The following is a 25395-nucleotide window of genomic DNA, read 5'->3' on the forward strand; positions in this document are numbered from 1 at the left end:
ATCCCGGTCAGTCTTGACGCACCATGGCATCGGCGTGACAGTCACGCCGACATCCCTTGCCTGCCGCCGATGCTCCAGCATCGGGCGCAGGCGGGTTCCACGAAAAGAATGCCGAAGACGACGAGAGGGACATCCGATGACACGCCATCCCATCCTGCGCTTCCACGGTGCCGCCGGCACCGTGACGGGGTCCTGCTTCCTGATCGATCTCGGAAAAACAAAGGTGCTGGTCGACTGCGGCATGTTCCAGGGCTCGAAGAGCGAAAAGGAGCTGAACTATCGCGAATTCCCCTTCGTCGCGTCGGAAATCGACGCCGTGATCCTGACCCACGCGCATATCGACCATTCCGGCCTTCTGCCCAAGCTCGCCAAGGCGGGCTTCGAGGGACCGATCTTCGCGACGCGCGGCACGGTCGATCTGTGCTCGGTCATGCTGCCGGATTCGGCTCATATCCAGGAAAGCGAAGTCGACCAGCTCAATCGCCGCAACCAGCGGCGCGGCCGGGACATGGTCGAACCGATCTATGACGCACTCGATGCGGCCCGGGCGGTCACGATGATGCGCAGCGTTCCGCTGAAAAGCTGGCAGCAGGCGGTCGAAGGCATCCGCTTCCGCTTCTGGAATGCCGGCCACCTGCTCGGCTCGGCATCGGTGGAGATGGAAATCGAAACGCCGGAGAAAAGGCTGCGCGTGATGTTCTCCGGCGACATCGGGCCGAGTCACAAGCTCTTGCAGTTCGATCCCGAAGCGCCGCAGGATTTCGACTACCTGATCTGCGAAAGCACCTATGGCGACACCGACCGCGACATCGTCGACGAACGGGCACGGCGCCACGCGCTCGAGGCGGAGGTGCAGATGGCGCGCAATCCGGACGGTGCACTGCTCATCCCGTCCTTCGCCGTGGAGCGGACCCAGGAGCTCCTGGCCGACCTTGTCCACCTCATGCGAAGCGGCGCGATCGAGCCCTGCCCGATCATCATCGATTCGCCGCTCGCAACGCGCGCGAGCGAGATCTTCCGCCGTCACGCCCGCGAGCTCGAGAACGGAAAGCTGCTCGCAGAGGCAATGGAGGCGCATAATGTGCGCTTCACCGAAACGGTCGAACAGTCGAAGGCGATCGACAACATGCGCGGCTTCCACATCGTCATTGCCGCCAGTGGCATGTGCGAGGCGGGCCGTATCCGGCATCGCCTCAAGAACTGGCTGTGGCGCGAGGAGGCGACCGTGCTTCTGGTCGGCTACCAGGCCACCGGCACGCTCGGCCGGCTGCTGCAGGAGGGAACGTCAACCGTTCGCATCCAGGGCGACGAGATCACGGTTCGGGCGCGTATCCGCCAACTCGACATCTATAGCGGCCATGCAGACGGACGCGAGCTCACCGAATGGGTGCGCAACCGGCAACCGATCCGCACGGCCACCTTCCTCGTCCACGGCGAAGAGGGGGCGCTGACCGCGATGGGCCAGCGGCTCTCCGACTTCCTGCCCCTCGAACGGATCATCGTGCCGCGCATCGATTCCGCTTTCGAACTCAGACCCGATGGCCCGGCCGACATTTCCGCAACCAGACCACCGCGCATCGATCCGGCCCGCCCCGGCCACAAGGACTGGCACAACGACCTGCAATCCCTGGTGCTCGACCTTCAGGACGAACTCAAGCAGGCCGGCGACGACAAGGCGCGGGCGGTCATCCTCAGGCGGTTGCGCCGGGCACTGAGCGAATAGGGGGACTGCGTCGAAAGATCAGCCGTGCGGCCTGGGCCGGCTCAGGACGAATGCGGAGCAGGCGAGGAGAATGGCGCCGACCATGAGCTTCAGCCAGAGCTGCGGCGGACCGACGAACCAGACGATCAGGAAACTGACAGCCATCATCGACACAGAGGCGATCTTGGCCTTGCGCGAGATCGCCCGTTCGCAGCGCCAGTCGATGAGTGGCTGCCCGTAGCGCGGATGGTCGATCAGCCACTGCTCGAAGCGCGGCGAAGAGCGGGCGAACAGCGCGGCGGCCAAGATCATGAACGGCGTCGTCGGCAGTACCGGCAGGAAGACGCCGACAATGCCGATACCGACCATCAACCAACCACCCGCCAGGAGCAGGATCCGCATCGTCACTCTCCCTCCGGCGCGATTGCGCCCTATCCGCGAACCGGGCCGCGCACCGGATCGAGACCCGGATTATCATCAGATAGTCTATCCGAGCACCAGCCCGCAAAGCCTTGCCGCGCCCAACAGGTGCGTCGCGTGGTCGCGCGCCCGCAAATCGTCAGGTGCGAAATCCGACCGGGCGGCGCCCCGTGTCCGCATTTCTGCAACGGCTTCCGGAAAATGCCGGATTGCGGCAATTTTTCGTTTGCACAACAACAGTCGCGATTGCATGTTCCCGTCTCTTTCATCATTAAAATGGAATTTCTAAGAACATGTCTGCAGATACCATCGTGCTCGGCGCCGGCATTATCGGCGTTTCCACCGCCATCCATCTTGCGCGTCGTGGAAAGTCGGTGGTGCTGGTGGATCGCCGCGGCGCCGGCGAGGAAACGTCCTTCGGCAATGCCGGCCTCATTCAGCGCGAGGGCGTCGTGCCCTACGGCTTCCCGCAGGAGCTTGGCCTGATCCTGCGCTACGGATTGAACAATCGCATCGACGCGCATTACCACATGAGTGCCATGCTGAAGCTGGTGCCGTTCCTGTCGCGCTACTGGTGGAACTCCAACAAGTCGCGGCACCAGGTCATCGCGCGCGCCTATGCGCCGCTCATCGAGAACTCGATCAGCGAGCACAAGGATCTGATCGAAGCGGCAGGCGCCGAACACCTGATCCGCAAGAGCGGCTGGGTCGAGGCTTTCCGCAGCAATGCCAAGCGCGATTCCGAGTTTGCCGAGGCCGAGCGCCTCGCCCGCGAATACGGCATCAGCTACACGCGCCTCGACAAGGCCGAACTCGCCAAGGAAGAGCCGCATCTCAGCCGTGACTTCATCGGCGGCCTCAAGTGGAACGATCCGTGGAACGTTCTCGATCCGCACGGGCTGACGGCGGCTTATCTCAAGTATTTCGAAAGCCTGGGCGGCCGTTTCGTCGTCGGCGACGCCACCACGCTCGCCCCGCGCGCCGGCGGTGCCGGCTGGCAGGTCAAGACCGATGAAGGCCTGGTCGAGGGCAAGGACGTCGTCGTCTCGCTTGGTCCCTGGTCGGAAGAAGTCACCCGCAAGCTGGGCTACAATTTCCTTCTCGGCGTCAAGCGCGGCTACCACATGCACTATGCGCCGGCCGGCAATGCGATCCTCAACAACTGGCTGATGGACAACGAGCGCGGCTATTTCCTCGCGCCGATGAACAAGGGTATCCGGTTGACCACCGGCGCCGAGTTCGCCCGTCGCGACGCGCCGAAGTCGCCGGTCCAGGTCGAACGCGCCGAGCGCGTTGCCCGCACCATCTTCCCGCTCGCCGAACGGCTGGATGCCGAACCGTGGATGGGCGCCCGTCCCTGCACGCCGGACATGATGCCGATCGTCGGCAAGGCCCCGCGCCACCAGGGCCTGTGGCTCGCCTTCGGTCACGCCCATCACGGCCTGACGCTCGGCCCCGTCACCGGCCGCCTGATCGCCGAAGCGATGACGGGCGAAAGACCCTTCCTCGACATGTCTGCCTATCGCCCGGAGCGGTTCAACCCGTAAGGTCGACGGATCTCGAAGACGATTTGCCCGCAGGGCCTTTCGCCTCTCCCACCACGTGTCTGGAGGCGAAAGGCCCTTCGCGTTTCTGCAGGCGCCTGCTGCCGATGGTCGCTCGCAAATCCCCTTGCCTGCGCTTCGTGCGCGGTGCAGGCTGGAAATGCCGGAAATTCGGTGCTATGGTCATTTTCGGTCGATCGACCAAAAAGTCGTTTTCTGCAGACGACGGACCGGACAAGAACCGGCGCACAAGAGGCGCCACCGGTCGAGGGGTTACGCAGGTACTGGCAAGGAACATGGCACGCTTTCTGATCTATAACGCGAAGTCCGGCCACCGTTAGCGGTGCATCTTTGCGCGCGTGTTTTCACGCACCCGGATCAAATAGACGTTTGCCCTTTTCCTTTCATGGTGCCTCATGGATATCGATAGTTACGCACGAAACTTTTTTGCCGAAAATCCCGACATCGAAGTGCTGGAAGCCTTCGTGATCGACGTGAACGGCGTTCCCCGCGGCAAGTGGATCCCGCGCGAGCGGGCGCTTGACGTGTTGACCAAGGGCATGGCGATCCCACGCTCGGTCTACGCACTCGACGTGTGGGGTCGCGACGTCAATGCCGCGGGCCTTGCAGAAGGCACCGGCGACCCCGACGGCCTTTGCTTCCCGGTTCCGGGAACACTGTCGCGCGTCACGTGGCTGTCGCGCCCGACCGCCCAGGTGCTACTCGAGATGCGCAATCCGGACGGCACCGGCTTCTATGCCGATCCGCGCCAGGTGCTCGCCAACGTGCTCGAGCGCTACAAGAAGCTGAAGCTGACGCCGGTCGTGGCGACCGAGCTCGAGTTCTACCTGATCGATCCGGTGCGGTCCGCGCTCGATCCGGTCCGTCCGCCGAACACCCGTGACGGACGCTGGCACACCGGCCAGACCCAGGTGCTGTCGATCTCCGAGCTCCAGGATTTCGAAGACGTCTTTTATGGCATTTCGGCCGCCGCTCGCGCCCAGAACGTTCCGGCAGACACGACGCTGCGCGAGAATGGCCCCGGCCAGTACGAGATCAACCTCAACCACGTGCCGGATGCACTGGCCGCCGCGGACTATGCGGTGCTCCTTAAGCGCATCGTCAAGGGCGTTGCCCGCTGCAACGACCTCGACGCCACCTTCATGGCCAAGCCCTACGGCACCCAGGCCGGCAGCGGCATGCATGTGCATTTCTCGATCCTCGACGAGGACGGCAAGAACATCTATGTCGGCGAGGAAGGCCCGTCGGAGCGGCTGATGCATTCCGTCGGCGGACTGCTCGAAGCCATGGGCGAGAGCATGGCGATCTTCGCGCCGCACCAGAACTCCTACCGGCGGCTGACCCCTTCCGAACACGCACCGACCTATGCGTCCTGGGGCTTCGACAACCGCTCGGCCGCCGTGCGCGTCATCACCGCCTCGAAGCCGGCGACCCGCATCGAGCACCGCGTCGCCGGCGCCGACACCAATCCCTATCTGGTCATTGCCATGATCCTGTCGGCAGCACTCGCCGGCATGAAGGAGAAGACCTCGCCGGGCGGCGCGATCTCCGGCGACGATCACGCCATCAGCCACGAGCCGCTGCCGACCAACTGGGATTACGCGCTGCAGCGCTTCGCCAAGTCGAGCTTTGCCTATGCGGCGCTCGGCCCACAGTATCGCGGGCTCTACGCGGCCTGCAAACATCAGGAACTGGCCGAATTCGCCCTCAGGGTGACCGATGTCGAATACGACGCCTATATCCGGACCGCGTGAGAGGAACACCAAGATGAACACGTCAGCCACCAATCCGGGCCATGCACCGTCCTGGTACGCCGCCTCCGCCAACGACAAGACGGTTCGCCCTAGCCTCGAAGGTGATCTGAGCGCCGATATCTGCGTGATCGGCGCCGGCTTCACCGGGATCTCGGCCGCCCTGCAGCTTGCCGAAAACGGCTATTCCGTCATCGTGCTCGAAGGCGAGCGCGTCGGCTTCGGCGCGTCGGGGCGCAATGGCGGCCAGATCGTCAACGGATACAGCCGCGATCTCGAAACCATCGCCCGCCGCTACGGCCCGGACAAGGCGACCCGTCTCGGCGAAATGTCGCTGGAAGGCGGCAAGATCATCCGCGAGCGCGTGGCGAAATACGGCATCAAGTGCGATCTCGTCGACGGCGGGTTCTTCGCCGCCTTCACCGACAAGCAGGTGCGCGAGATGGCGCATGTGAAGGCCCATTGGGAAAAGCATGGCCACACCGGCCTCGAAATGGTCTCCAAGGCCGAGGTCGGGACCTATGTGAAGTCCGACCGCTATGTCGGCGGCATGATCGACAGGCTCGGGGGCCACATCCACCCACTCAATCTCGTGCTCGGCGAAGCGGCAGCAGTCGAAAGCCTCGGCGGCAGGATCTTCGAACAGTCGCGCGTCATCGGCGTCGACTTCGGCGCCAATCCGGTGGTGCGTACCGCCAAGGGCTGCGTCACGGCGAAGTATGTGCTGGTCTGCGGCAATGCCTATCTCGGCACCATGCTGCCGAAGATCACCGACAAGATGATGCCGGTCTCCAGCCAGGTCATGGCGACCGAACCGCTCGATGCCAAGCTGATCGAAGAGCTGCTGCCGGCCAACTACTGCGTCGAGGATGCGAACTACGTGCTCGACTACTACCGCCGCACGGCCGACAACCGGTTGCTCTACGGCGGCGGCATCGGCTATGGCGGCCAGGACCCGGCGAACCTTACCGGCGTCATCCGCCCGAACATGCTGAAGACCTTTCCGCAGCTCGCCGATACGAAGATCGAGTTCGCCTGGAGCGGCAATTTCGCGCTGACGCTGACGCGCATCCCGCACATGGGCAAGCTCGCCGACAACGTCTACTTCTCGCATGGCGACAGCGGGCACGGCGTCACCACCACGCACCTGCTGGGCAAGATCCTGGGCGAGGCGGTTGCCGGCCATTCCGGCCGCTACGACGTGTGGTCGTCGCTGACCGCCCTGCCCTTCCCGGGCGGCAAGACCTTCCGCGTCCCGCTGACCGTGCTCGGTGCATGGTGGTACGGCATGCGCGACAAGCTCGGCGTTTAAGGAGAACCCCCATGCGCACCGTCACCGTCGCTGCAACCCAGATGGCCTGCAGCTGGGACATTCCCGGCAATATCGCCCGCGCCGAAAGCCTGATCCGCAAGGCCGTCGCAGAAGGCGCCAACATCGTGCTGATCCAAGAACTGTTCGAGGCGCCGTATTTCTGCCAGGACCAGATCGCCGAATTCTTCGACATGGCCAAGCCCTTCGAGGACAATCCGCTGATCGCGCATTTTGCAGCCCTTGCAGCCGAGCTCGACGTGGTCCTGCCGATCAGCTTCTTCGAAAAGGCCGGCCAGGCCTTCTTCAACAGCGTCGGGATCATCGATGCCGACGGCAGCGTGCTCGGCCTCTACCGCAAGAGCCATATCCCGGACGGCCCGGGCTATACCGAGAAATACTATTTCTCGCCCGGCGACACCGGCTTCGAGGTCTGGCAGACGAAGCACGCCACGATCGGCGTCGGCATCTGCTGGGACCAGTGGTTTCCGGAGGCGGCCCGCGCCATGGCGCTTAAGGGCGCCGAACTGCTGTTCTATCCGACGGCGATCGGCTCGGAACCGCAGGACCCGACCATCGACAGCGCCGCGCACTGGCAGCGCGTGATGCAGGGCCATGCCGCCGCCAACGTGATACCCGTCATCGCCTCCAACCGGATCGGCACGGAGCCCGGTCGCAAGGGTACGGAACTCACCTTCTACGGCTCGTCCTTCATTGCCGGCCCGACCGGCGAGAAGGTGGCCGAAGCCGACCGGACGAGTGAAACCGTGCTGACGGCCACCTTCGATCTCGACGGCATCGCCAAACAGCGCTCCGCCTGGGGCCTGTTCCGCGACCGGCGGCCGGAGCTTTATACGCCTCTCTTGACGATGGACGGGGTCACCTGACGTCGCGACCCGTCTCAGTATCCCACGTCATGCACCGGTTGCTTCCTCGGGCTGCCGGTCCTGCCGCTCTCGCACGTAATGACGAGGCGAACTGCCCATGACACGCTTGAATGTCGTGGAGAACGCACTTTCAGACTCGTAGCCGAGCGCGAGAGCGACGACGGAAACCTGTTGCCCGCTGCGCAGGAGCCGATCAGCGGCAAGACGCATCCTCCACTGGATGAGATAGTCGATCGGCGTTTCTCCGACGATCTCGCGAAATCTCTCGGCAAAACTGGTTCGCGACATGCCGGAAAGGCCCGCCAGTTCCTTGAGTGTCCAGCGATAGGCGGGTCCGTCATGGATGGCACGCATCGCGGTTCCGATCTGCCGGTCGGCCAGCGCGAAGAGCCAGCCGCGTTCGCTTCCCGTCCGATCCTCGAGGTGAAGACGCAGAGCCTCGACCAGCATCATATGGGCGAGATGCTGTACCATCAGATGAGAACCCGCCCTGTTTTCCTTAAGTTCTTGCATCATGCGTTCGACGGCCCAGCGCAGGGCGCCTCGGTCCGCTTCCGCAGGAATTCGTACGATCGGCGGCAGCATCCGGAGCAGAACGTCTGCATGTTCGCCGCCGAGGCCAAAACGGCTGCTCACGACAAAGTCGCCTCCTCCACCATTGCGGGTAACGATGCCGCCCGTGCGCACAGGCGCGAAAATCGCTCCCGCCTCCGTTGGTTCCAAAGCTAGGTCGCTCGCCATCCTGAAAGGCCGGCCGCTCGGCAGAAGGAAACCATCGCCGGGTTCGAGACGAACCGCACCGGCCAACCCCTCGACCGCCAGCCAGCAGGTACCAGTGACCACCGCGCCGCACTTGATACTCTTTTGCTGATCTGGAAAAGCGATAGACCAAGGGCCGGCGACGTCGAAGCCGGCGGACATGTGGTTCTCGGGCTTAAGCAGAGACAGTACATCTGACAGGGGATCCATCCACAACTCCGGACGATCGAAGAGATATTGCGAACTCTATCGCATGGATCATCCACATTCCATCCCTTATTCCCTTCCTGGCCGGGGCAGAGGCTCGTCGGCATCGCACAAGACGGGAGAAAATCCATGCATATCTTCGTAACTGGCGCCACGGGTTTCGTCGGATCGGCCGTCGTCCGAGAACTGATTTCGGCCGGACACACTGTCATCGGCCTCGCGCGCTCGGACCAATCGGCGGCTAACCTCACGGCTGCAGGTGCCGAGGCGCTGCGTGGCGATGTCACCGACCTCGCCAGCCTCAGGCAGGGTGTTGAAATGGCCGATGCCATCATCCATGCCGCGTTCAACCACGACTTTTCGAAATTCGCCGAGAATTGCGAGAACGATCGCCGCGCGATCGAGGCGATGGGCGAGGCGCTCACAGGCAGCAGCAAAGCGCTTGTCGTAACCTCAGGTATCGGGCTCTTTCGCTCCGACCATCCCATTGTCGAGACAGAAAGCTATCCGAGGGACGCGCTGACCCCGCGTGTCGCAACAGAACAAGCGGCCGAGGATTTGATCGCCCGTGGCATCAACTGCTCGATCCTACGCCTACCGCCGTCCGTGCATGGCAGGGAAGACCACGGGTTCGTGCCGATGCTGATCGGCATCGCGCGAGCCAAGGGCGTTTCTGCCTATGTGGGCAAGGGCTCCAACCAGTGGCCGGCAGTGCACCGCCACGACGCAGCCGCGCTGTTCCGACTGGCGGTCGAGAGAGGCGAGGCGGGCGCGCGTTACCACGCGGCGGCCGATGAAGGGACCGATTTTCGCGACATTGCCGAAGCGATCGGCCGCGGCCTCCGCGTTCCCGTTAGGGGCAAGCCGGCAGAAGAGGCCGCAGATCACTTCGGCTGGTTTGCCCACTTCGCGGCGATGGACTGCCGCGCCTCAAGTGCCATCACGCGGGAGAAGACAGGCTGGATGCCCAAGGGTATGAGCCTTATCGACGATCTCGACGCTGGACATTACTTCGAGGGCTAACGTTCACCGAGAGGCCTAGCTGCGATCAGGTCGAGAGACCGATCGCGGCGTCGGTCACAATCCCCTCGACGCTCTGGTCGATATTGACCGTCACCACGCCCTCCTCTCCACTCGGTACTTCCAGCGTCGCCAGCTGGCTTTCGAGCAGGGAGAGCGGCATGAAGTGGCCGGTGCGGGCGCCCATGCGTTCGGTCAGCAGTTCGCGCGAGCCGGAGAGATAGACAAAGCGCAGCCTTCCGCCGGTCGCGGCGCGAAGGCGCTCGCGGTAGATCTTCTTCAGGGCCGAGCAGGACACGACGATGCCTTCGCCGCGCGCCAGGGCCGTGGCCATCTCAGCGCCGATGATGTCGAGCCATGGCCAGCGGTCGGCATCGGTGAGCGGCGTTCCCTTGGCCATCTTTTCGACATTGGCCGGCGGATGCAGCACGTCGCCCTCGACGAAGGAAAGGCCGAGCCTTTCCGCAAGAGCCGCACCGACAGACGTCTTTCCGCAGCCACTCACCCCCATGACGATGATCGCGGTCGGTCGGCTGGGTGACGTTTGCGGCAAGATCATGCACTCCCTGATGCGGCAACGGGCGGTCTGCCGAGACCTTAGCCAGCGGACCGGCGAATTCCAACCCGCCGGATCAGGCCATCCACCGGCACCCGTGGCCTGCGTTCAGACCGCGAGCATCGAGGCTGCGAGCTTCTCGGCCATGGCTATCACCGGGGCATTGGTGTTGCCCCCGATGAGCGTTGGCATAACCGAGGCATCGACGACGCGCAGACCATCGACGCCCCGCACCCGCAATTGCGGATCGACGACCGAAGCGTCGTCCGCCCCCATGCGGCAGGTGCCGGCCGGGTGATAGATGGTTTCCGCCCTTGCACGGATCGCGGCGGCAAGCTCCGCGTCATTGCGGCCGGCCGGATAGAGTTCGCTCCGCCGGTAGCGGGCGAGCGGACCGGCTTCCATGATGTCGCGCATGACCCTAGTGCCGGCCACCATGCCGTCCAGATCGCGCCCATCGGAGAGATAGGCCGGGTCGATCGACGGCGCGGCAAGCGGATCGGCGCTTTTCAGCGAGACGCGGCCGCGCGAATGCGGGCGGAGCAGGCAGACATGGCAGGAATAGCCGTAGCCGAGGTGCATGCGCCGCGCGTGGTCATCGACCATGGCGACGACGAAATGCAGCTGGATGTCGGGACGATCGAGCGCCGGGTCGGTCTTCAGGAAGGCACCGGATTCGGCAAAGGTCGAGCGCAGGAGGCCCGTTCCCTCGCGGCGCCACTCGCCGGAAGCGAGCGCCATGTCGCGCAGGCCCGCATAGCCGAGACCGATCATGTTCGTGTCGTCGGAGCGATAGACGCTCGTATAATCGAGATGGTCCTGGAGATTGGCGCCGACGTCGGGACTGTCCGCAACGACCGGAATGCCATGGCGGCCCAGATGGTCGGCTGGCCCGATGCCGGACAGCATCAGAAGCTGGGGCGACTGAAGGGCGCCGCCGGACACGACGACTTCGCGGGCAGCCCTTGCAATCTCCTCACGGCGGCCGATGCGGTAGGCGACGCCGACCGCCCTTCCGTTCTCGACGAGGATGCGGCTTGCCCTGGCGCCGGTGACGATCGTCAGGTTCGGACGATCGAGATGGTCGTGCAGATAGGCGGCGGACGCCGAACAGCGCTCGCCCTTCTTCGGACCCTTCCAGAACTGGGTTGCCTGGTAGAGACCGAGCCCCTCCTGATCCGCGCCGTTGAAATCGTCGTTGCGGGCAAAGCCGCGCGAGACGCCCGCCTCGATAAAGGCCTGGTTGATCGGACGGGCCCAATCCGCCTCACTGACCTGCAGCGGTCCGCCCGCGCCGTGGAGAGCGGAGGCGCCGCGCTCATTATCCTCGGACTTCAGGAAGTGGGGAAGCATGTCCGCGAAGGACCAGCCGTCACAGCCGGCCGCCGCCCAATCGTCGTAATCCGAGGCATGGCCGCGAACATAAAGCATGGCGTTGATCAGGCTCGAACCGCCAAGTCCCCTGCCCCGTGGCTGATAGGCGCGCCGGCCGTTGAGCCCCGGCTGGGGTTCAGTCTCGAAACACCAGTTGGCGGAACGCAGTCGGCCCGGCACGATCGCCGCGGCGCCGGACGGCACGCGCAACAGGAGATCGCGGCCGAGCCCGCCGGCCTCGATCAGGCAGACCTTCAGATCCTTGTCTTCGCTGAGCCGCGCGGCAAGAACGGAACCGGCAGAGCCGCCGCCGGCAATCACATAATCGAACATGCAAGGCGCCCCTCCCAAAGCCAGCCCCGCGGCCGCATCCTGGCGACCTCGCACGAAGCCTCGAACCAAGCTTCCGTTTACGTAAACGTATTTCGGAGCCGAGTGATGCTCAAGGGCCTGAAGACCGACAAAAGAGATTTTTCCAACCTTTCCCGGCATCGGCGGACACGAAAAAACCCGCTGGCGAGAGCGCAGCGGGTCTATCGAGAGAGAATTGCCTGATCAGGCGGCCGGCGCCGAGGCGCTCGGAACCCGGATACCCGGCTTGCCGCCGAACTCGTCGATGCCGAGCAGGAAGTTGATCTGCGGGCGCGCCTTCACGAGGTCGTCGATCGTGTATTCGGTCAAGACGTTGAAGAAGGCATTGAGGGCCTTGCGCAGTGCGGAATTGAGGCCGCAGCTGTCGATCAGCGGACAATCGACGTCACCGTCGTCCTCGAAGCATTCCGCCATGGCGAAGCTGTCTTCGGTCACCCGGACCACATCGAACAGCGTGATCTTGTCGGCCGGGCGGCCGAGGCGCACGCCGCCATTGCGACCGCGCACGGTTTCCACCAGTCCAGCCTTGTTCAGCGGCTGCAGGATCTTGAACAGGAAAAGCTCGGAGACGCCGTAAGCCTTGGCGATTTCCGGAATGCGGCTCAGGTGATCCTTGTTCGCCGCACAGTACATGAGCATGCGCACCGCGTAATTCGTCTGCTTTGTCAACCGCATGCCCGACTCCTTGCCTCGTAACGACCGTTATATAGCGGCTTTCTTAGTTTTGAACAATTCCAAAATACTCAAGTTCACAAATCACGTGTCCGTGACCCGAAATCTGGCGAGATTGACAGCCATGGTCAATTCATGAATATCACGCTCAACAAATATAGGTATTGAGGGAAGGATACGCCATGATACCGGCAAACATCTTGCGCAACATGCTGCTCGGCTCGGTCGCGTTCGTCGCGACGGCAGGTGCGGCGCTCGCCGACGGAGAGGTCAACATCTACTCCTACCGTCAGCCGGAGCTGATCCAGCCGCTGGTCGACGAATTCACCAAGGAGACCGGCATCGAGGCCAACGTGCTCTTCCTCGACAAGGGCCTCGTCGAACGCATCGCCGCCGAGGGTGCGAACTCTCCGGCTGACGTGATCCTCACCGTCGACATCGGCCGCCTCGTCGAGGCGAAGGACGGCGGCGTGACGCAGCCACTTTCGAGCGACATCATCAACAAGGACATCCCCGCGCAGTATCGTGACCCGGCAGGCGAGTGGTTCGGCCTCACGACGCGCGGCCGCGTCGTCTATGCCTCGAAGGAACGCGTACCGGAAACCGCCATCACCTATGAGGAACTGGCTGATCCGAAGTGGAAGGGCCGCCTGTGCATGCGTGACGGCCAGCACTCCTACAATATCGGCCTGTTCGCCTCGATGGTCGCCCATCACGGCGCAGAATACACGGAGAAATGGCTCTCCGGCGTGAAGGAAAACCTCGCGCGCAAGCCGGACGGCAACGACCGCAGCCAGGCCAAGGCCATCATGGCCGGCGAATGCGACATCGCGCTCGGGAATACCTATTATGTCGGCCTGATGATCACCAACGAAAAGGATCCGGAAGAGAAGGAATGGGCGGCAGCGACGAAGATCCTGTTCCCCAATGCGGCCGACCGCGGCACGCATGTGAACATCTCCGGCATGGCGCTCGCAAAATACGCGCCGAACAAGGACAATGCCGTCAAGTTCATGGAATTCCTCGCGTCCGGCAAGGCGCAGGAAATCTATGCCGAGCAGGTTTTCGAATATCCGGTCCTGCCGGGCGCCAAGGTCTCCGACGTCGTCGCCTCATTCGGCCCGATCAAACCCGACACGCTGCCGCTCACCGATATCGCGGCGAACCGCAAGGCGGCCTCCGAGCTGGTCGACAAGGTCGGTCTCAACGAAGGTCCGACGCAGTAATCGCTTCGGCGTCCGACACAGGAATTCAGGAGAGGGCGGCTACTGGCCGCCCTCTTGCTTTTTCGCCTCACCCGCCCATTCGTCGATCTGGCGGCGGCGGTCCGGCGTTCCGGGATGGGTCGAGAACATCGAGGTCTCGCCGTGATCGCCGAGTTCCTTTTCGATGATCTCGAAGAAGCGACCGATGGCGGCGGGGTCGTGACCGGCCTTGGCCATCAGGTCGACAGAGATGCGGTCGGCCTCGCTCTCGGCGGAGCGGGAATAGGAGAGCGTCAGCAGGGCCGCACCATTGGTCAGGATGTCCTCGCCGGCACTGCCGACATCGCCGGCGATCAGCATGATGAGGCCGGCCGTGCCTGCCGCCCGGTAGAACTGCCGCAGCGAGTGGTCCCGCTCGACATGGCCGATCTCGTGGGCCAGCACGCCGAGGATCATCTCGGTGTCCCCCTTTGCGAGTTCCACCAGTTCGTCGGTCAGCACCAGACTGCCGTCCGGCAGGGCAAAGGCGTTCGGGCCGACATAGCCGCCCTTGCGGAAGTTGAGATTGTAGCCGTCCGCGCCGCGCGCGGAATGGGCCGCAATCGCCTCGAACTTGTCGCGGATCTCCGTCTGCCTGCCATCCGGCAATTCGCTTTTCGACAGCATCGTCTGGTCCAGAGATGCAAGCGTTCCAGCAGCCATGGCCTCCGTGACGGCCGGCGGCGTGATCCAGACGGCTACCTCGACCAGAGCCGGCAAGGCGTAGCGATAGGTTGCCCCCGCAAGCAGGAAAACGACCAGAACCAAGGCGACAAGTCTCGGGTGGAAACGCTCGAGTTCGTGGACGAAGCCGCCGCGATTGAGCCGGCGGGCGGCGAGCCATCGATCCACGGCATCGTTGTCCGGCGTCTCGAAAAGCGATCCGTCGACGAAGCCGATGCGCCTCGGCACCTGACCGACCCGTGACGAGATCGTCACCGTCGACGCGTCGTTGACGGCAACCGGATCTCCGGCCACGCCGTCGAGCCGCACGACCAGGGTCTTGCCATGGGCGACGAGCCGCGCCGGCAAGGCGCGGCTGGAGCGCGGCGGATGCCAGTGCCCGCGTGCGATCTCTTCAGCGTCAGAAGCCAAAATCGAAACCTTCCATATCGAGATACTCCGCCGTCACGGCCGATCCCGTCTCCTCGATCGAGGCCATGACCTCGCCGATGTCGCCGTCGAATATAATGCCCGAATGCTCGACCATGTAGCGCCGTTCGCGGATGGCGGCCCAGGGACGCATCAGACCGAAGGTCAACATCGAGACCACCAGGTTGGAAACCATGATCCAGAGATAGCGGAAGCGAGACATGTCACTGAACAGCCTATGGCGACCATCCAGCAGAGCCGCATTCATCACGACGTTACGCACGCCGATCCGGTAGAGCACGGCAGCGATACTGTAGATCAGCAGCAACGGGATCAGGGTGCCGTAGACCATGGCAATGATCTGGACGGGGGCGTCCTCCGCGTCGGAATAGGCTTCGGCGGCGCTGGCCGCCATGTAGAGCATCGTCCCGATGCCCACGGCCACTGCCGCGCCGATAATCATCACGATCATCGGCAAAACCCAGACCCGGTAAAGCTTGCCGAGCTGCGGATCGGTCGAAAAGGAGCGGTCGCCATAACGCAGGTTGTTGAAGATGTAGCGATAGAGCCAACGGCTGGCGAGCGGCGCGAGGATACCGAAGCTGACGAAAGCGGCAAGACCGCCGAGAATGACCGACTTGAACGCACCCCAGGCGGTTCCCTTGAAGTCGAAACGGATGTTGCGATAGCTCGTCACGCGCGCGGCAAAACGCAGTCCGCGAGACAAGAGCCACGGGAGCGCCAGCAGCACGACGAAGGGCACGATGATGCCGACCAGCGGAAAGACGGCGCTGACGATCTGGATCGCGATGAAGAAGCCGAACACGATCGCGCGACCGATGAAGATCTGCATGCCGCGCGCATGATAGTCGAAGGAGTGATTGTCGACGAAGGTGTTGCCATAGAAATAGCGGTTGCGCCGCACCTTCGCCCAGGCCGAATAGATCCCCAGCGTGACGATGGTCAGCAGGATGTTGACGATCCAGATGCCGAAATATTCGCCGGCGCGTCCGCGAAACTCGCCTCTCGTAACGTTGCCTGCGGTCGTTGCTTCCACCATGTCCCCTGCCCTCTCAATGATCGATCGCCACCTTGTCCCCCGACCAGTGCGGCATCGACAGAGGTGCCACGGCTTTCTGCCCGCCGCAAGTTGATCGAACGAAAAACGGGCCCCTTTCGGAGCCCGTTTTCAAATCTTTCCAAGTATTTCCGATCCACCTAAAGGAAGATCGGCTCAACCGGTGACGGACGTCACTTCATCGTCGGGATGGAGAACTCGGCGCCATCCTTGATGCCCGACGGCCAACGCGAGGTCACGGTCTTGGTGCGGGTCCAGAACTTGATCGAGTCGGTGCCGTGCTGGTTGAGGTCGCCGAAGGACGATGCCTTCCAGCCGCCGAACGAGTGGTAGGCGAGCGGAACCGGGATCGGAACGTTGACGCCGACCATGCCGATATTGATGCGGCTGGTGAAGTCGCGAGCAGCGTCGCCATCACGGGTGTAGATCGAGACGCCATTGCCGTATTCGTGCTTCATCGGCAGGGACAGCGCTTCCTCGTAGTTGGAGGCGCGAACGACCGACAGAACCGGACCGAAGATCTCAGTCTTGTAGATGTCCATGTCCGGGGTGACGTTGTCGAACAGGCAGCCGCCGACGAAGTAGCCGTTTTCATAACCCTGCAGCTTGAAGCCACGGCCGTCGACGACGAGCTTGGCACCTTCTTCGACGCCGCGGTCGATCAGGCCGAGGATGCGGGTCTGGGCTTCCTTGGTGACGACCGGGCCAAAATCTGCCTTCTCGTCGTTATACGGGCCGATGCGGAGCTTCTCGACCATGGGGACGAGCTTCTCGATCAGCTTGTTGGCGGTTTCCTCGCCGACCGGTACGGCAACCGAGATCGCCATGCAGCGCTCGCCGGCCGAGCCGTAGCCTGCGCCGATAAGGGCGTTCGCGGCCTGGTCGAGGTCGGCGTCCGGCATGATGATCATGTGGTTCTTGGCGCCGCCGAAGCACTGGGCGCGCTTGCCGTTGGCGGTTGCGCCGGCATAGACGTAGCGGGCAATCGGGGTCGAGCCGACGAAGGAGACCGCGCCGATGTCCGGATGATTGAGGATCGCGTCGACCGCGCCCTTGTCACCGTTGACGACGTTCAGAACACCGGCCGGAAGACCAGCTTCGATCATCAGTTCGGCAAGGCGGATCGGCAGGGACGGATCGCGCTCGGAGGGCTTCAGGATGAAGGCGTTGCCACAGGCGATCGCCGGGGCAAACATCCACATCGGGATCATACCCGGGAAGTTGAACGGGGTAATGCCGGCGCCGATGCCGACCGGCTGGCGGATCGAGTACATGTCGATGCCGGGGCCGGCGCCTTCGGTGAACTCGCTCTTCGAGAGGTGCGGGATGCCGATGACGAATTCGCAGACTTCGAGGCCGCGGATGATGTCGCCCTTGGCGTCCTCGATGGTCTTGCCGTGCTCCTTGGAGAGCATTTCGGCGAGCTCGCCCATGTTGTCGTTCAGCAGCTGGACGAACTTCATGAAGACGCGGGCGCGGCGCTGCGGATTGGTGTTGGCCCAGCCCGGCTGAGCCGCCTTGGCGTTCTGCACGGCGGCATCGAGTTCGGCATCGGTCGCGAGAGCGACGATTGCCTGGACTTCGCCGGTTGCCGGGTTGAAGACGTTGCTCGAGCGTCCGCTCGTGCCGGCGACGTGCTTGCCGCCGATGAAATGGCCGATTTCACGCATGGATGTGCCTCCTCAAGGGTCTTTTTGACTGGTCTTGAGTATGCGCCTTGATTTGCACAACGCAACAAGATGTTCTACGCATCCGTTGTGCAAAAATTGAAGCCCTATCGAAAGGCGATCCCCGTTGATCTGGCAGACGAACCCGCGGTTCACCCCCCTCTGTCACTTCGTGACATCTCCCCCTCAAGGGGGGAGATCGGCAGCCTCCACGCATCTCGCCCCCGCTCACTTCGTCGACTCGCCGCAATTGAACGAGAAGTGCGGCCGGCCAATGGGGGATGCCCCCGACCAATGCCGTTCTTTGGCGATGCGGCCGGCCCCAAGTCGATCTCCCCCCTTGAGGGGGAGATGCCCGGCAGGGCAGAGGGGGGTGACCCCGGCACCAATCGACCAGCTCAGGAGAGCTACCCATGAATTGGGATGACGTACGCATGTTCCTCGCCGTCGCGCGTTCGGGCCAGATCCTTGCCGCCTCGCGGCGGCTCGGGGTCAACCACGCGACGCTGTCGCGCCGTATCACGGCGCTTGAGGAGGCACTGAAGACGCGGCTTCTCATCCGTCGGACCAATGGCTGCGAACTGACCCCCGAGGGCGAGGTGTTCAGCCGGGCAGCGGAACGCATGGAAACGGAAATGCTGGCCGCCCAGTCCGACATCGGCCGCGTCGACAGCGCGGTCGCAGGCACGGTCCGGATCGGCGCGCCGGACGGTTTCGGCGTCGCATTCCTTGCCTCGCATCTCGGCACGCTGACCAGGCGCTATCCGGCGCTCAAGATCCAGCTGGTGCCCGTGCCGCGCGCCTTTTCGCTCTCCCAGCGCGAGGCCGACATCGCGATCACCATCGAGCGACCGGAACAGGGGCGTCTCATATCCTCGAAGCTCACCGACTATACGCTCGGGCTGTACGGCTCGAAAGCCTATCTGGCGGAAGCAGGCGTGCCGGAGGACGTCGAGGGCCTTCGCGCCCATACGCTGATCGGCCATGTCGAAGATCTCGTCTACTCGGCCTCGCTATCCTATACCGGTGAGGTGATGCGTGGCTGGGAGAGCTCCTTCGAGATCTCGTCGGCCATCGGTCAGACCGAGGCGGTCGCCGCGGGTGCCGGCATCGGCATCCTGCACGACTACATCGCCCGCAAGCATCCGGACCTGGTGCGCATCCTGCCCGAGGTCACCATCCGCCGCGCCTACTGGACAACCTATCACGAAAGCGCACGCGAGCTGGTGAGGGTGCGCACCGTGGTCCAATTCCTCCAGGAACTGGCAGACGAACACCGGCAGATCTTCGTCTGATCAGCGGCAGGAGAGAACAACCGCCTGCGGCACGACGAGCCTGCCGAAATAGGCCTCATCCGGCCGATCCTCGATGCGGGCAGCGCAACGGCCGTCCGCGCCGCGGATCACGACGGGCCGCTCGGAAGCGAGTTTGAAAGCTGCGGTATAGTCACGGTCGCGCAGCATCACCGACAGATCCCGGCCGGGTTCCGGGTCAAGGCCCGGCTCGACAGGGAAGCCGAAGGTTACGGTGACGATACCAGCCGAAATAAGGATATGGAATGCGGTGGGGGCCGGCAGCGACACTGACCGGCCGCCTTGAGAAAGCTCGGTAAAGAAGCCGACCGATTGAAGATCCGCGGTCAGTCGCTGACGCAGCGCCTCCGTCTCGCCGGCATCGAAGGAACCGTCGGCATCGATGTCGTACCGCGCCGTCAGCCGGGCACTGTAGGCAGCGTCGAAGGCAAAGCGCTCGGCGAAGGAAACGAGCCTTTCCTGCCTGAAATCGAAGAGCAGGCGGGCACTGACGGCGATGTCCGGATGGGCCACCGCGGCAAGGGTCGAGGCAAGCCAGACGAGGCCGCCGCCAAGGGCAAGGCGTATCGACGCGCGACGGCTCATCGTGCGCCCCCGGTCTCGTCAAGCTGTTCGAGGATCGGCGAGAAACCAGCCTCGTCGTCCTCGAGCGGAAGCGTCGGGAAGGGCGGAGGTTCGAGCGCAATCCGTCGCGCCGCCAAGTGGGCGCCGCCATAGAGTAGGCCGATGGCGACGAGCCAGCTCGCAAAGATCCGCGTGGCAACGGAGAGCCAGGGCCGGTCGAACGCGGCAACGATGGCCGCAAGGGCGGCGACGAGCCAGACTTGCGCCGCAAACGTCGCCGGCAGATAGCTCGAGGCGTGCAATGTCGGGTCTGCAAGCAGGGTGGCAATCGCCAGCGCGGCACCGGCGAGGGCGCAGAGCGGTACGGCGAGCCAGGGACGAAGCCCCAGCGACAGGACGAGCGGCACGCCGATCAGAATGCAGGCGAGCGGGCCGGTCAGGAACATGTGGGCCGCCGCCCCCGGAACCGGCGCCATCAGCTCGAAGGCACGCTCCCTGAAGGCGACCCCGAGGAATGCTCCGGCGAGAAGCAGCGTGACGGAAAGGGCAGCCGCGCGACGCGGCAACTGCCCGAGAAGCATGCCGAGACCGACCAGAGGCAGCAGGCGTTCGGCCGTGAGCACTGTGGACGGGGGAAAATCGGCCCAGCCGCTACCGGAGACAAGGAAACTCACGGCAAGGACCACCAGACCGGCCAGGGCCAGCCCGATTGCGCCCCGGCGCGGCCTCAAGGACGACGCGGTGCCCGGCACGATGATCTCAGGCGACGAGGAAATAGAGGCCGCCGAGGCCCATCAGGCCGCCCAGCGCACGGGAAAGCTCGCCACCCCGGAAACGCTGGAAGGCAAGACCGACGGAAATGCCGAGAATGTGGATCAGGCCAGTGGCCACGACGAAGCCGATCGCGTAGTCGGCCGGATCGGTCGCCGTCGGCAGTTCGGCGCCATGGGCATAGCCGTGAAAGATCGCGAAGACGCCGATCACCAGCACGGCGAGCCATTCCGGCGGACGCCAGACGAAGGCGATCGCGGCACCGAGAACGACGATCGACAGGGCGATGCCGCTTTCGACCGCCGGCAACGACACACCGACAATACCCAGCATGCCCCCGATGACCATGATCAGAGGGAAGGCGATCGGCAGGCTCCAGACCGAACGGCCGCCCATCTGGGCACCCCAGAGACCAACGCAAAACATCGCGAGCAGGTGGTCGGCCCCGGACAGAGGATGTTCGAAACCACGGAGAAAGCCGCCTGTCTCTCCCTGCAATATGTGGGCCTCGGCAACGGCGGGAAGAAGCAGCGAGGCGGCAAGCCCGGTCAGAGCCGGAATGACGAGGGCTCGAGGCATTCTTGAAATCGGCATCGTCAAAATCTCCAAAATCGATCCCCGCGCCTGCTTGGCGGACGATCGCCCGACCTCCGTCTTCTCCGCGAGGTGTTCGGACTATATCCGAATCGCCGATGATTGTAGATGGATCTGTGTCGCCGCCGTGGCGGAGCGATCCGCGGGCGGCTTCCGGAGATATTGAATGACCCGTTTTTCGATGCTGCTCCATCAGGTCCTGACGCCTGCCCATTCACGGCCTGGTGGTTCGATGCTTGCGATCCGGACAGTCGGGCTCGCCTTGCTTGTCGGGTGCAGCTTTTCCACGGCAGCCTCGGCACACGACCTCGGTGGGCCGATGGGTGGTTTCGGCAGCGGTTTCGGGCATCCTCTCGCCGGCTTCGACCATTTCCTCGCCATGCTGGCCGTCGGCCTCTGGGGGGCTCAGATGGGCGGGCGATCGGTCTGGTCGCTTCCGGCCACCTTCCCGCTCATCATGTGCATCGGCGGCGTGGCCGGCATGCTCGGACTGATGCCGGACGAGACCATCCGGTTGGCGATCGCGATTTCTCTGGTCGTGCTCGGCGGCGTGATTGCCGCACGCTGGGTGGCGCCGGAATGGGCCGCACTGGTGATCGTCGCCTTCTTTGCCATCTTCCACGGCTATCCGCACGGCCAGCTGACCCTGCGCGCCGCAGATCCCGCCGCCTTCACCGTCGGGTTCGTCGTGTCGACGGGCGCGATCCACATTCTCGGCATCGCGGTCGGCTACGGGCTCGGCCGCATCTGGAACGGAAGGCTCGTCCAGGCACTCGGCGCGGCGATCGTCGCCTGTGGCATCTATTTCCTGTTCTTCTGAGCAGCGGCTTCACTCCGAACGACCGAACCCCAAAAAAACGATAACGGCCCGCCTCCCCAAGGAGCGGGCCGTTTCCAATCCGACGCTGCCTGCCAGAGGCTGGGCGATCAGGCCTGCGGCTGACGCGTCTTGCGAAGGTAAGGCAGCACGGTCTCGTAGGAGCCGAAGCGCTTCAGCGCATCCTCGTTCGACACGGCCGCGGTGATGATGACATCCTCGCCCTGCTTCCAGTTGGCGGGGGTAGCCACCTGGTGGCGGGCCGTCAGCTGGATGGAGTCGATGGTGCGCAGGATCTCCTCGAAATTGCGTCCGGTGGTCATCGGATAGGTCAGGATCAGCTTGATCTTCTTGTCCGGGCCGATGACGTAGACCGAGCGCACGGTCGCGTTGTCGGCCGGGGTACGACCCTCCGAGCTTTCGCCGGCATCGTCCGGCAGCATGTCGTAGAGCTTGGCGACCTTGAGATCCTTGTCACCGATCAGCGGATACTCCACGTCGAAGCCGGTGGCGACGCGGATGTCCTGCTTCCACTTCACATGGCTTTCGACCGGATCGACGGAAATGCCGATGACCTTGACGCCGCGCTTGCGGAACTCGTCGTCAAGTCCTGCCATTGCGCCGAGCTCCGTGGTGCAGACGGGCGTGAAATTCTTCGGATGGGAAAAGAGAACGGCCCAGCTGTCGCCGATCCAGTCATGAAAGCTGATCGGCCCCTGCGTCGTGTCGGCGGTGAAATCGGGGGCGGTCTGATTTATACGCAAGGTCATGGCAAATCTCCGGGAAAGAACAGATGCCGGATATTTGCAGTTTCGCCGCGACCTGTCGGCGAAGGTTTGTCTCTCTTCGGAAGCGTTTCCGCGAAATTGTGCTCCGAATGATGGCACGGGCGAAATAGTGGTCCGGTCGGACGCCTTCCCTTCACGGCGCCCGCCCGGTGCTCATTGTCAAACAGGATCTCCCAACCGTGAAACAGGCGGAGAGGCTCCGTTCACGTCCCTTCGATCTGCCTCGCAAAGGTCTCCGCGATCGCCTGGATGGCTGCGTGGATCGGTCCCGCGGTCAAGCCCGGCAGCACGGAACCGTCAACGACATAAAGGTTGTCCAGACCTCGCAGGCGCAAGCTGGCATCGACGACGGCGGCATCATCCTTGCCCATGCGGCAGGTGCCGGAGGGATGGTGATGCGTGATCGCTGCCCTGGCGATGAAGGCGTCGATTTCCCCCTCCGTGTCGAGCGGCCCGGGCAGAAGCTCGTGGCTGCGCCATTCGTCGAGCTCCGGCCGGTGTCCGATTTCGCGCGCGGCGGCAAGGGCTGCACGGAACATGCGGCGGTCATGCTCGGTCTGCAGGTAGCACGGGTCGATCTGCAACGGATCGGTCATCTCCGGTCCGGAGATGCGCAGCTCTCCCCGGCTTGTGGGATGCGTCACGCCGAACAGGAAGGAATAGGCCGTCCCCGGTGCAGGGGCCGTGAAGCTTTCCGAGACGATCGGCGCGACGCCGCAGCCGACCACGATTTCCGGCTGGCCGTCGGCGCCGAAATCGCCGGCACGCATATAGGCCATGCTTTCGGAATGCTGGAGCCGCGACGGGGGCACCTCCTTGCGCGCGGCGTAGAGATTTCCCGCTCCGAGCAGATGGTCCATCAGGTTGCGCCCGAGCTCCGGCGACTTGACCCGGCAGGTGACGCCAGCCTGTTTCAGGACGTCTTCGGGACCGATCCCGGAACGCATCAGCAGCGCCGGGCTCTCCAGCGAACCGGCCGACAGGACGATCGTGTCGGCGCTGATGCCGGTGCTGCCGTTCGGTCCGACGACTTCGAGGCCCGAGATCTTCGGTCCGTCGAGGACGAGCTTGCGGACGAGCGTCTCCGTCATGATCGTCAGGTTCGGCCGTGCGCGCACTGCCGGCGTGAGCCAGGCCTCCGACACGGTGACGCGCTTGCCGTCCCTGATCATCAGGGAATTGGGGGTGACGCCGACCATCTTCCCGGTGTTGTGGCCAGGGATACGAGAAAGGCCCAGGGCTTCGCCCGCCCGCATATAGGCCTGCGCCACGGGGCTCACCTCATCGTCAGGGATCCAGACGGGCATCGGCCCGCCCTTGCCGTGGATGCCGTCGCCGCCGAGCGAATGGTCCTCGATGGCGATAAAGGCCGGAAGCAGGCCGTCCCAGCTCCAGCGCTCGTCGCCCGTCGCTTCCGCCCAGACGGCGAAGTCGGCGGGATGACCGCGCATGTAGCCCATGGCGTGTAGCAGGCTCGATCCACCGAGCGCCTTGCCGCGTGCCCAGGCGTGACTGCGCCCCGCCGTGCCCTTCTGGGGAAGGGTGCGGTAGTCCCAGTCGTAGCTGCGATGCTGGATCGCCGGCCACATGGCAGGCTTTGTGATATCCGGATCGGTCGGCTCGCCGCCGGCTTCGATCAGCAGAACCTGCCGCGAGGGATCCTCGCTCAGGCGCGCCGCGAGAAGGGTACCGGCAGAGCCGGCGCCAATGATGACCATGTCATAGTGTGTCATGGCTTATTTCTGATCTTCAGGGATGACCACGCCGTCCAGGGTCATGACTTCGCCGTCGAGCGAGACCGAGCAGTTGCGGAGCGGGATGTCGAGATGGCACGGCGTGTCGCGATCGCCACCCGCCTCGGTGTTCGGGCCGGACGACCAGAGGAAATTGCCGGCGAAGGAACGGGCGTCCATGCCGAGCTGCGCTTCCGGATTGTAGAGACCGAGAACCGTCCAGTTCGCGCGGTTCTCGAGACCCCAGCCGACATGCGCCATCGCATAGGCGCGCGGATCGTTGAAGCTGTCCATGAACTTGCGCATGAATTCAGCGTCATAGCCACCCTTGATGTCGACGATGTAGCCCTTCTCGATCGTCACGGTGATGGGCGCGCGCGCATATTTCTTGAACGGCAGGAGGATGTCGCCCTCGTCGATCACGATCGTGCCCTCGGCGCTGCCTTCGTCGGGCCAGCGGGCCGAGAAGCAGCTCGGCCAATGGTCCCAGCGGCCGGGTTCGTCGGCGAGGCCGTACTGGGTGAGCACCGGATACTGGCCTAGGCGGCAACGGAAATCCGTGCCCGCCTTCGAGGTCACGTGCATCTCCTTTGCCGCGCCGATCTTGCGGGCGGCCGCGAGAACACGGGCCTTGTCTTGCGGACGCGGGATCTGGCGCATCATGATTTCCGGTGGCTCGACCGCCAGCAGCATGCGTGTTCCGCCCTTCAGCACCTCTTCCTGCTCCTTGGAAAACAGGAGCTGCAGGGTGTCGATCACCAGGTCCGAAGCCTGGAGGCAGGCCAGTGCGGCGCTGTTGCCTTCGAGCGGCGTCTTGCCGACATAGCCGGACTTGTCGGGCGAGAGCGCCTTTTCACCATTCATCGGCGCGAGATTCAGTTCCGTGACCACGGCCCCCAGATCCGATGCGGCGAGCTTGGCGATGTAGGCGATCTGCTTGTTGCTGTCGTCGCCGGTCAGGATGGTGACCTGCTCACCCTGTTTCAGGTTGCACATTTCGAGCACCTGTCTCCAGCCCTTCAAGAACTGCGCGTCGCTGATTGCCATGATGTCATACCTCCGTTGGGCCATTGCCCGTTGAATTTGTGGCTGCGACCAGGCGCGGATCCGGTCGGGCCGGATCGAGGGCGCTCTCTGCTT

The 25395-nt window shown here is 63.9% G+C and carries 23 protein-coding genes; 9 read left to right on the forward strand and 14 right to left on the reverse strand.

The window, feature by feature from the left end; translation table 11 throughout:
• The first annotated feature begins 136 nt into the window (after positions 1–136).
• A complete protein-coding gene (locus HHL25_RS11485; RefSeq protein ID WP_169590491.1) occupies positions 137–1723 on the forward strand; it encodes an MBL fold metallo-hydrolase RNA specificity domain-containing protein in 1587 nt (528 codons plus the stop codon).
• A gap of 18 nt (positions 1724–1741) precedes the next feature.
• Here the strand turns inward: HHL25_RS11485 and HHL25_RS11490 are convergent, their stop codons facing one another.
• Positions 1742–2104 (reverse strand): YbaN family protein, encoded by a 363-nt coding sequence (locus tag HHL25_RS11490; protein WP_169590494.1) that lies wholly within the window; start codon positions 2102–2104, stop codon positions 1742–1744.
• Between the two features lie 311 nt (positions 2105–2415).
• Between HHL25_RS11490 and HHL25_RS11495 the strand changes: the two genes are divergently transcribed.
• From HHL25_RS11495 to aguB, 4 genes are all read left to right on the forward strand, one after another.
• Positions 2416–3669: an NAD(P)/FAD-dependent oxidoreductase gene (locus tag HHL25_RS11495; RefSeq protein WP_169590497.1), complete on the forward strand. Its 1254-nt coding sequence runs from the start codon at positions 2416–2418 to the stop codon at positions 3667–3669.
• 413 nt (positions 3670–4082) lie between these two features.
• Positions 4083–5441 carry a glutamine synthetase family protein gene (locus HHL25_RS11500; RefSeq protein ID WP_169590499.1) on the forward strand — a complete coding sequence of 453 codons (1359 nt, stop codon included), beginning with the start codon at positions 4083–4085 and terminating at the stop codon, positions 5439–5441.
• A 13-nt stretch (positions 5442–5454) separates the two neighbouring features.
• Positions 5455–6750: an NAD(P)/FAD-dependent oxidoreductase gene (locus HHL25_RS11505; protein WP_169590502.1), complete on the forward strand. Its 1296-nt coding sequence runs from the start codon at positions 5455–5457 to the stop codon at positions 6748–6750.
• 11 nt (positions 6751–6761) lie between these two features.
• On the forward strand, positions 6762–7634 hold the full coding sequence (aguB, locus tag HHL25_RS11510) for an N-carbamoylputrescine amidase (protein ID WP_169590505.1): 873 nt from the start codon (positions 6762–6764) through the stop codon (positions 7632–7634).
• A 27-nt stretch (positions 7635–7661) separates the two neighbouring features.
• On the opposite strand, the gene HHL25_RS11515 is transcribed toward aguB, so the two are convergent.
• Positions 7662–8603 (reverse strand): AraC family transcriptional regulator, encoded by a 942-nt coding sequence (locus HHL25_RS11515; RefSeq protein WP_169592801.1) that lies wholly within the window; start codon positions 8601–8603, stop codon positions 7662–7664.
• Positions 8604–8729: 126 nt separating this feature from the next.
• On the opposite strand from HHL25_RS11515, the gene HHL25_RS11520 reads away from it, so the two are divergent.
• On the forward strand, positions 8730–9623 hold the full coding sequence (locus HHL25_RS11520) for an SDR family oxidoreductase (protein ID WP_169590508.1): 894 nt from the start codon (positions 8730–8732) through the stop codon (positions 9621–9623).
• 25 nt (positions 9624–9648) lie between these two features.
• Here HHL25_RS11520 and HHL25_RS11525 read toward each other — a convergent pair whose 3' ends face one another.
• The 3 genes from HHL25_RS11525 to rirA all read right to left on the reverse strand — a co-directional run bounded on the left by HHL25_RS11525 (position 9649) and on the right by rirA (position 12597).
• On the reverse strand, positions 9649–10179 hold the full coding sequence (locus tag HHL25_RS11525; RefSeq protein WP_246701783.1) for a gluconokinase: 531 nt from the start codon (positions 10177–10179) through the stop codon (positions 9649–9651).
• A gap of 105 nt (positions 10180–10284) precedes the next feature.
• Positions 10285–11883, reverse strand: a complete 1599-nt coding sequence (locus HHL25_RS11530; RefSeq protein WP_169590510.1) for a GMC family oxidoreductase — start codon at positions 11881–11883, stop codon at positions 10285–10287.
• A gap of 222 nt (positions 11884–12105) precedes the next feature.
• Entirely contained in the window at positions 12106–12597 is a 492-nt protein-coding gene (gene rirA, locus HHL25_RS11535) for an iron-responsive transcriptional regulator RirA (RefSeq protein WP_169590512.1), read from the reverse strand.
• 206 nt (positions 12598–12803) lie between these two features.
• Between rirA and HHL25_RS11540 the strand changes: the two genes are divergently transcribed.
• Positions 12804–13820, forward strand: coding sequence for a Fe(3+) ABC transporter substrate-binding protein (locus HHL25_RS11540; protein WP_246701817.1), 1017 nt, complete (start codon positions 12804–12806; stop codon positions 13818–13820).
• 39 nt (positions 13821–13859) lie between these two features.
• Here the strand turns inward: HHL25_RS11540 and HHL25_RS11545 are convergent, their stop codons facing one another.
• The 3 genes from HHL25_RS11545 to HHL25_RS11555 all read right to left on the reverse strand — a co-directional run bounded on the left by HHL25_RS11545 (position 13860) and on the right by HHL25_RS11555 (position 17678).
• The gene (locus HHL25_RS11545; protein ID WP_169590517.1) at positions 13860–14933 is read right to left on the reverse strand and encodes a M48 family metallopeptidase; all 1074 of its coding nucleotides are present in this window, start codon (positions 14931–14933) and stop codon (positions 13860–13862) included.
• A complete protein-coding gene (locus tag HHL25_RS11550) occupies positions 14923–15990 on the reverse strand; it encodes a YjgN family protein (protein ID WP_169590520.1) in 1068 nt (355 codons plus the stop codon). The genes HHL25_RS11545 and HHL25_RS11550 overlap by 11 nt, the downstream gene beginning before the upstream one ends.
• Positions 15991–16181: 191 nt before the next feature.
• The gene (locus HHL25_RS11555; protein ID WP_169590522.1) at positions 16182–17678 is read right to left on the reverse strand and encodes a CoA-acylating methylmalonate-semialdehyde dehydrogenase; all 1497 of its coding nucleotides are present in this window, start codon (positions 17676–17678) and stop codon (positions 16182–16184) included.
• Positions 17679–18088: 410 nt separating this feature from the next.
• Between HHL25_RS11555 and HHL25_RS11560 the strand changes: the two genes are divergently transcribed.
• Positions 18089–18970, forward strand: coding sequence for a LysR family transcriptional regulator (locus tag HHL25_RS11560; protein WP_169590524.1), 882 nt, complete (start codon positions 18089–18091; stop codon positions 18968–18970).
• On the opposite strand, the gene HHL25_RS11565 is transcribed toward HHL25_RS11560, so the two are convergent.
• Genes HHL25_RS11565 through HHL25_RS11575 form a run of 3 tightly spaced genes read right to left on the reverse strand, consistent with a single transcriptional unit; the run spans position 18971 to position 20917 of the window.
• Positions 18971–19573: a DUF1007 family protein gene (locus HHL25_RS11565; protein WP_169590527.1), complete on the reverse strand. Its 603-nt coding sequence runs from the start codon at positions 19571–19573 to the stop codon at positions 18971–18973.
• A complete protein-coding gene (locus HHL25_RS11570; RefSeq protein WP_169590529.1) occupies positions 19570–20304 on the reverse strand; it encodes a hypothetical protein in 735 nt (244 codons plus the stop codon). Before HHL25_RS11570 ends, HHL25_RS11565 begins: the two co-directional genes overlap by 4 nt.
• A 7-nt stretch (positions 20305–20311) precedes the next feature.
• The gene (locus HHL25_RS11575) at positions 20312–20917 is read right to left on the reverse strand and encodes a HupE/UreJ family protein (RefSeq protein ID WP_246701784.1); all 606 of its coding nucleotides are present in this window, start codon (positions 20915–20917) and stop codon (positions 20312–20314) included.
• 166 nt (positions 20918–21083) lie between these two features.
• On the opposite strand from HHL25_RS11575, the gene HHL25_RS11580 reads away from it, so the two are divergent.
• Positions 21084–21737, forward strand: a complete 654-nt coding sequence (locus HHL25_RS11580; protein WP_246701785.1) for a HupE/UreJ family protein — start codon at positions 21084–21086, stop codon at positions 21735–21737.
• A 107-nt stretch (positions 21738–21844) separates the two neighbouring features.
• On the opposite strand, the gene HHL25_RS11585 is transcribed toward HHL25_RS11580, so the two are convergent.
• From HHL25_RS11585 to HHL25_RS11595, 3 genes are all read right to left on the reverse strand, one after another.
• Entirely contained in the window at positions 21845–22504 is a 660-nt protein-coding gene (locus HHL25_RS11585) for a peroxiredoxin (protein WP_169590531.1), read from the reverse strand.
• Between the two features lie 221 nt (positions 22505–22725).
• Positions 22726–24255, reverse strand: coding sequence for a GMC family oxidoreductase (locus HHL25_RS11590; protein ID WP_246701786.1), 1530 nt, complete (start codon positions 24253–24255; stop codon positions 22726–22728).
• Positions 24256–24258: 3 nt separating this feature from the next.
• Complete coding sequence (locus tag HHL25_RS11595) at positions 24259–25302, reverse strand: 2,5-dihydroxypyridine 5,6-dioxygenase (RefSeq protein ID WP_169590534.1); 1044 nt, start codon at positions 25300–25302, stop codon at positions 24259–24261.
• Between the last annotated feature and the right edge of the window lie 93 nt (positions 25303–25395).

It is taken from the genome of Rhizobium terricola (assembly GCF_012927355.1).
GTDB lineage: Bacteria > Pseudomonadota > Alphaproteobacteria > Rhizobiales > Rhizobiaceae > Allorhizobium > Allorhizobium terricola.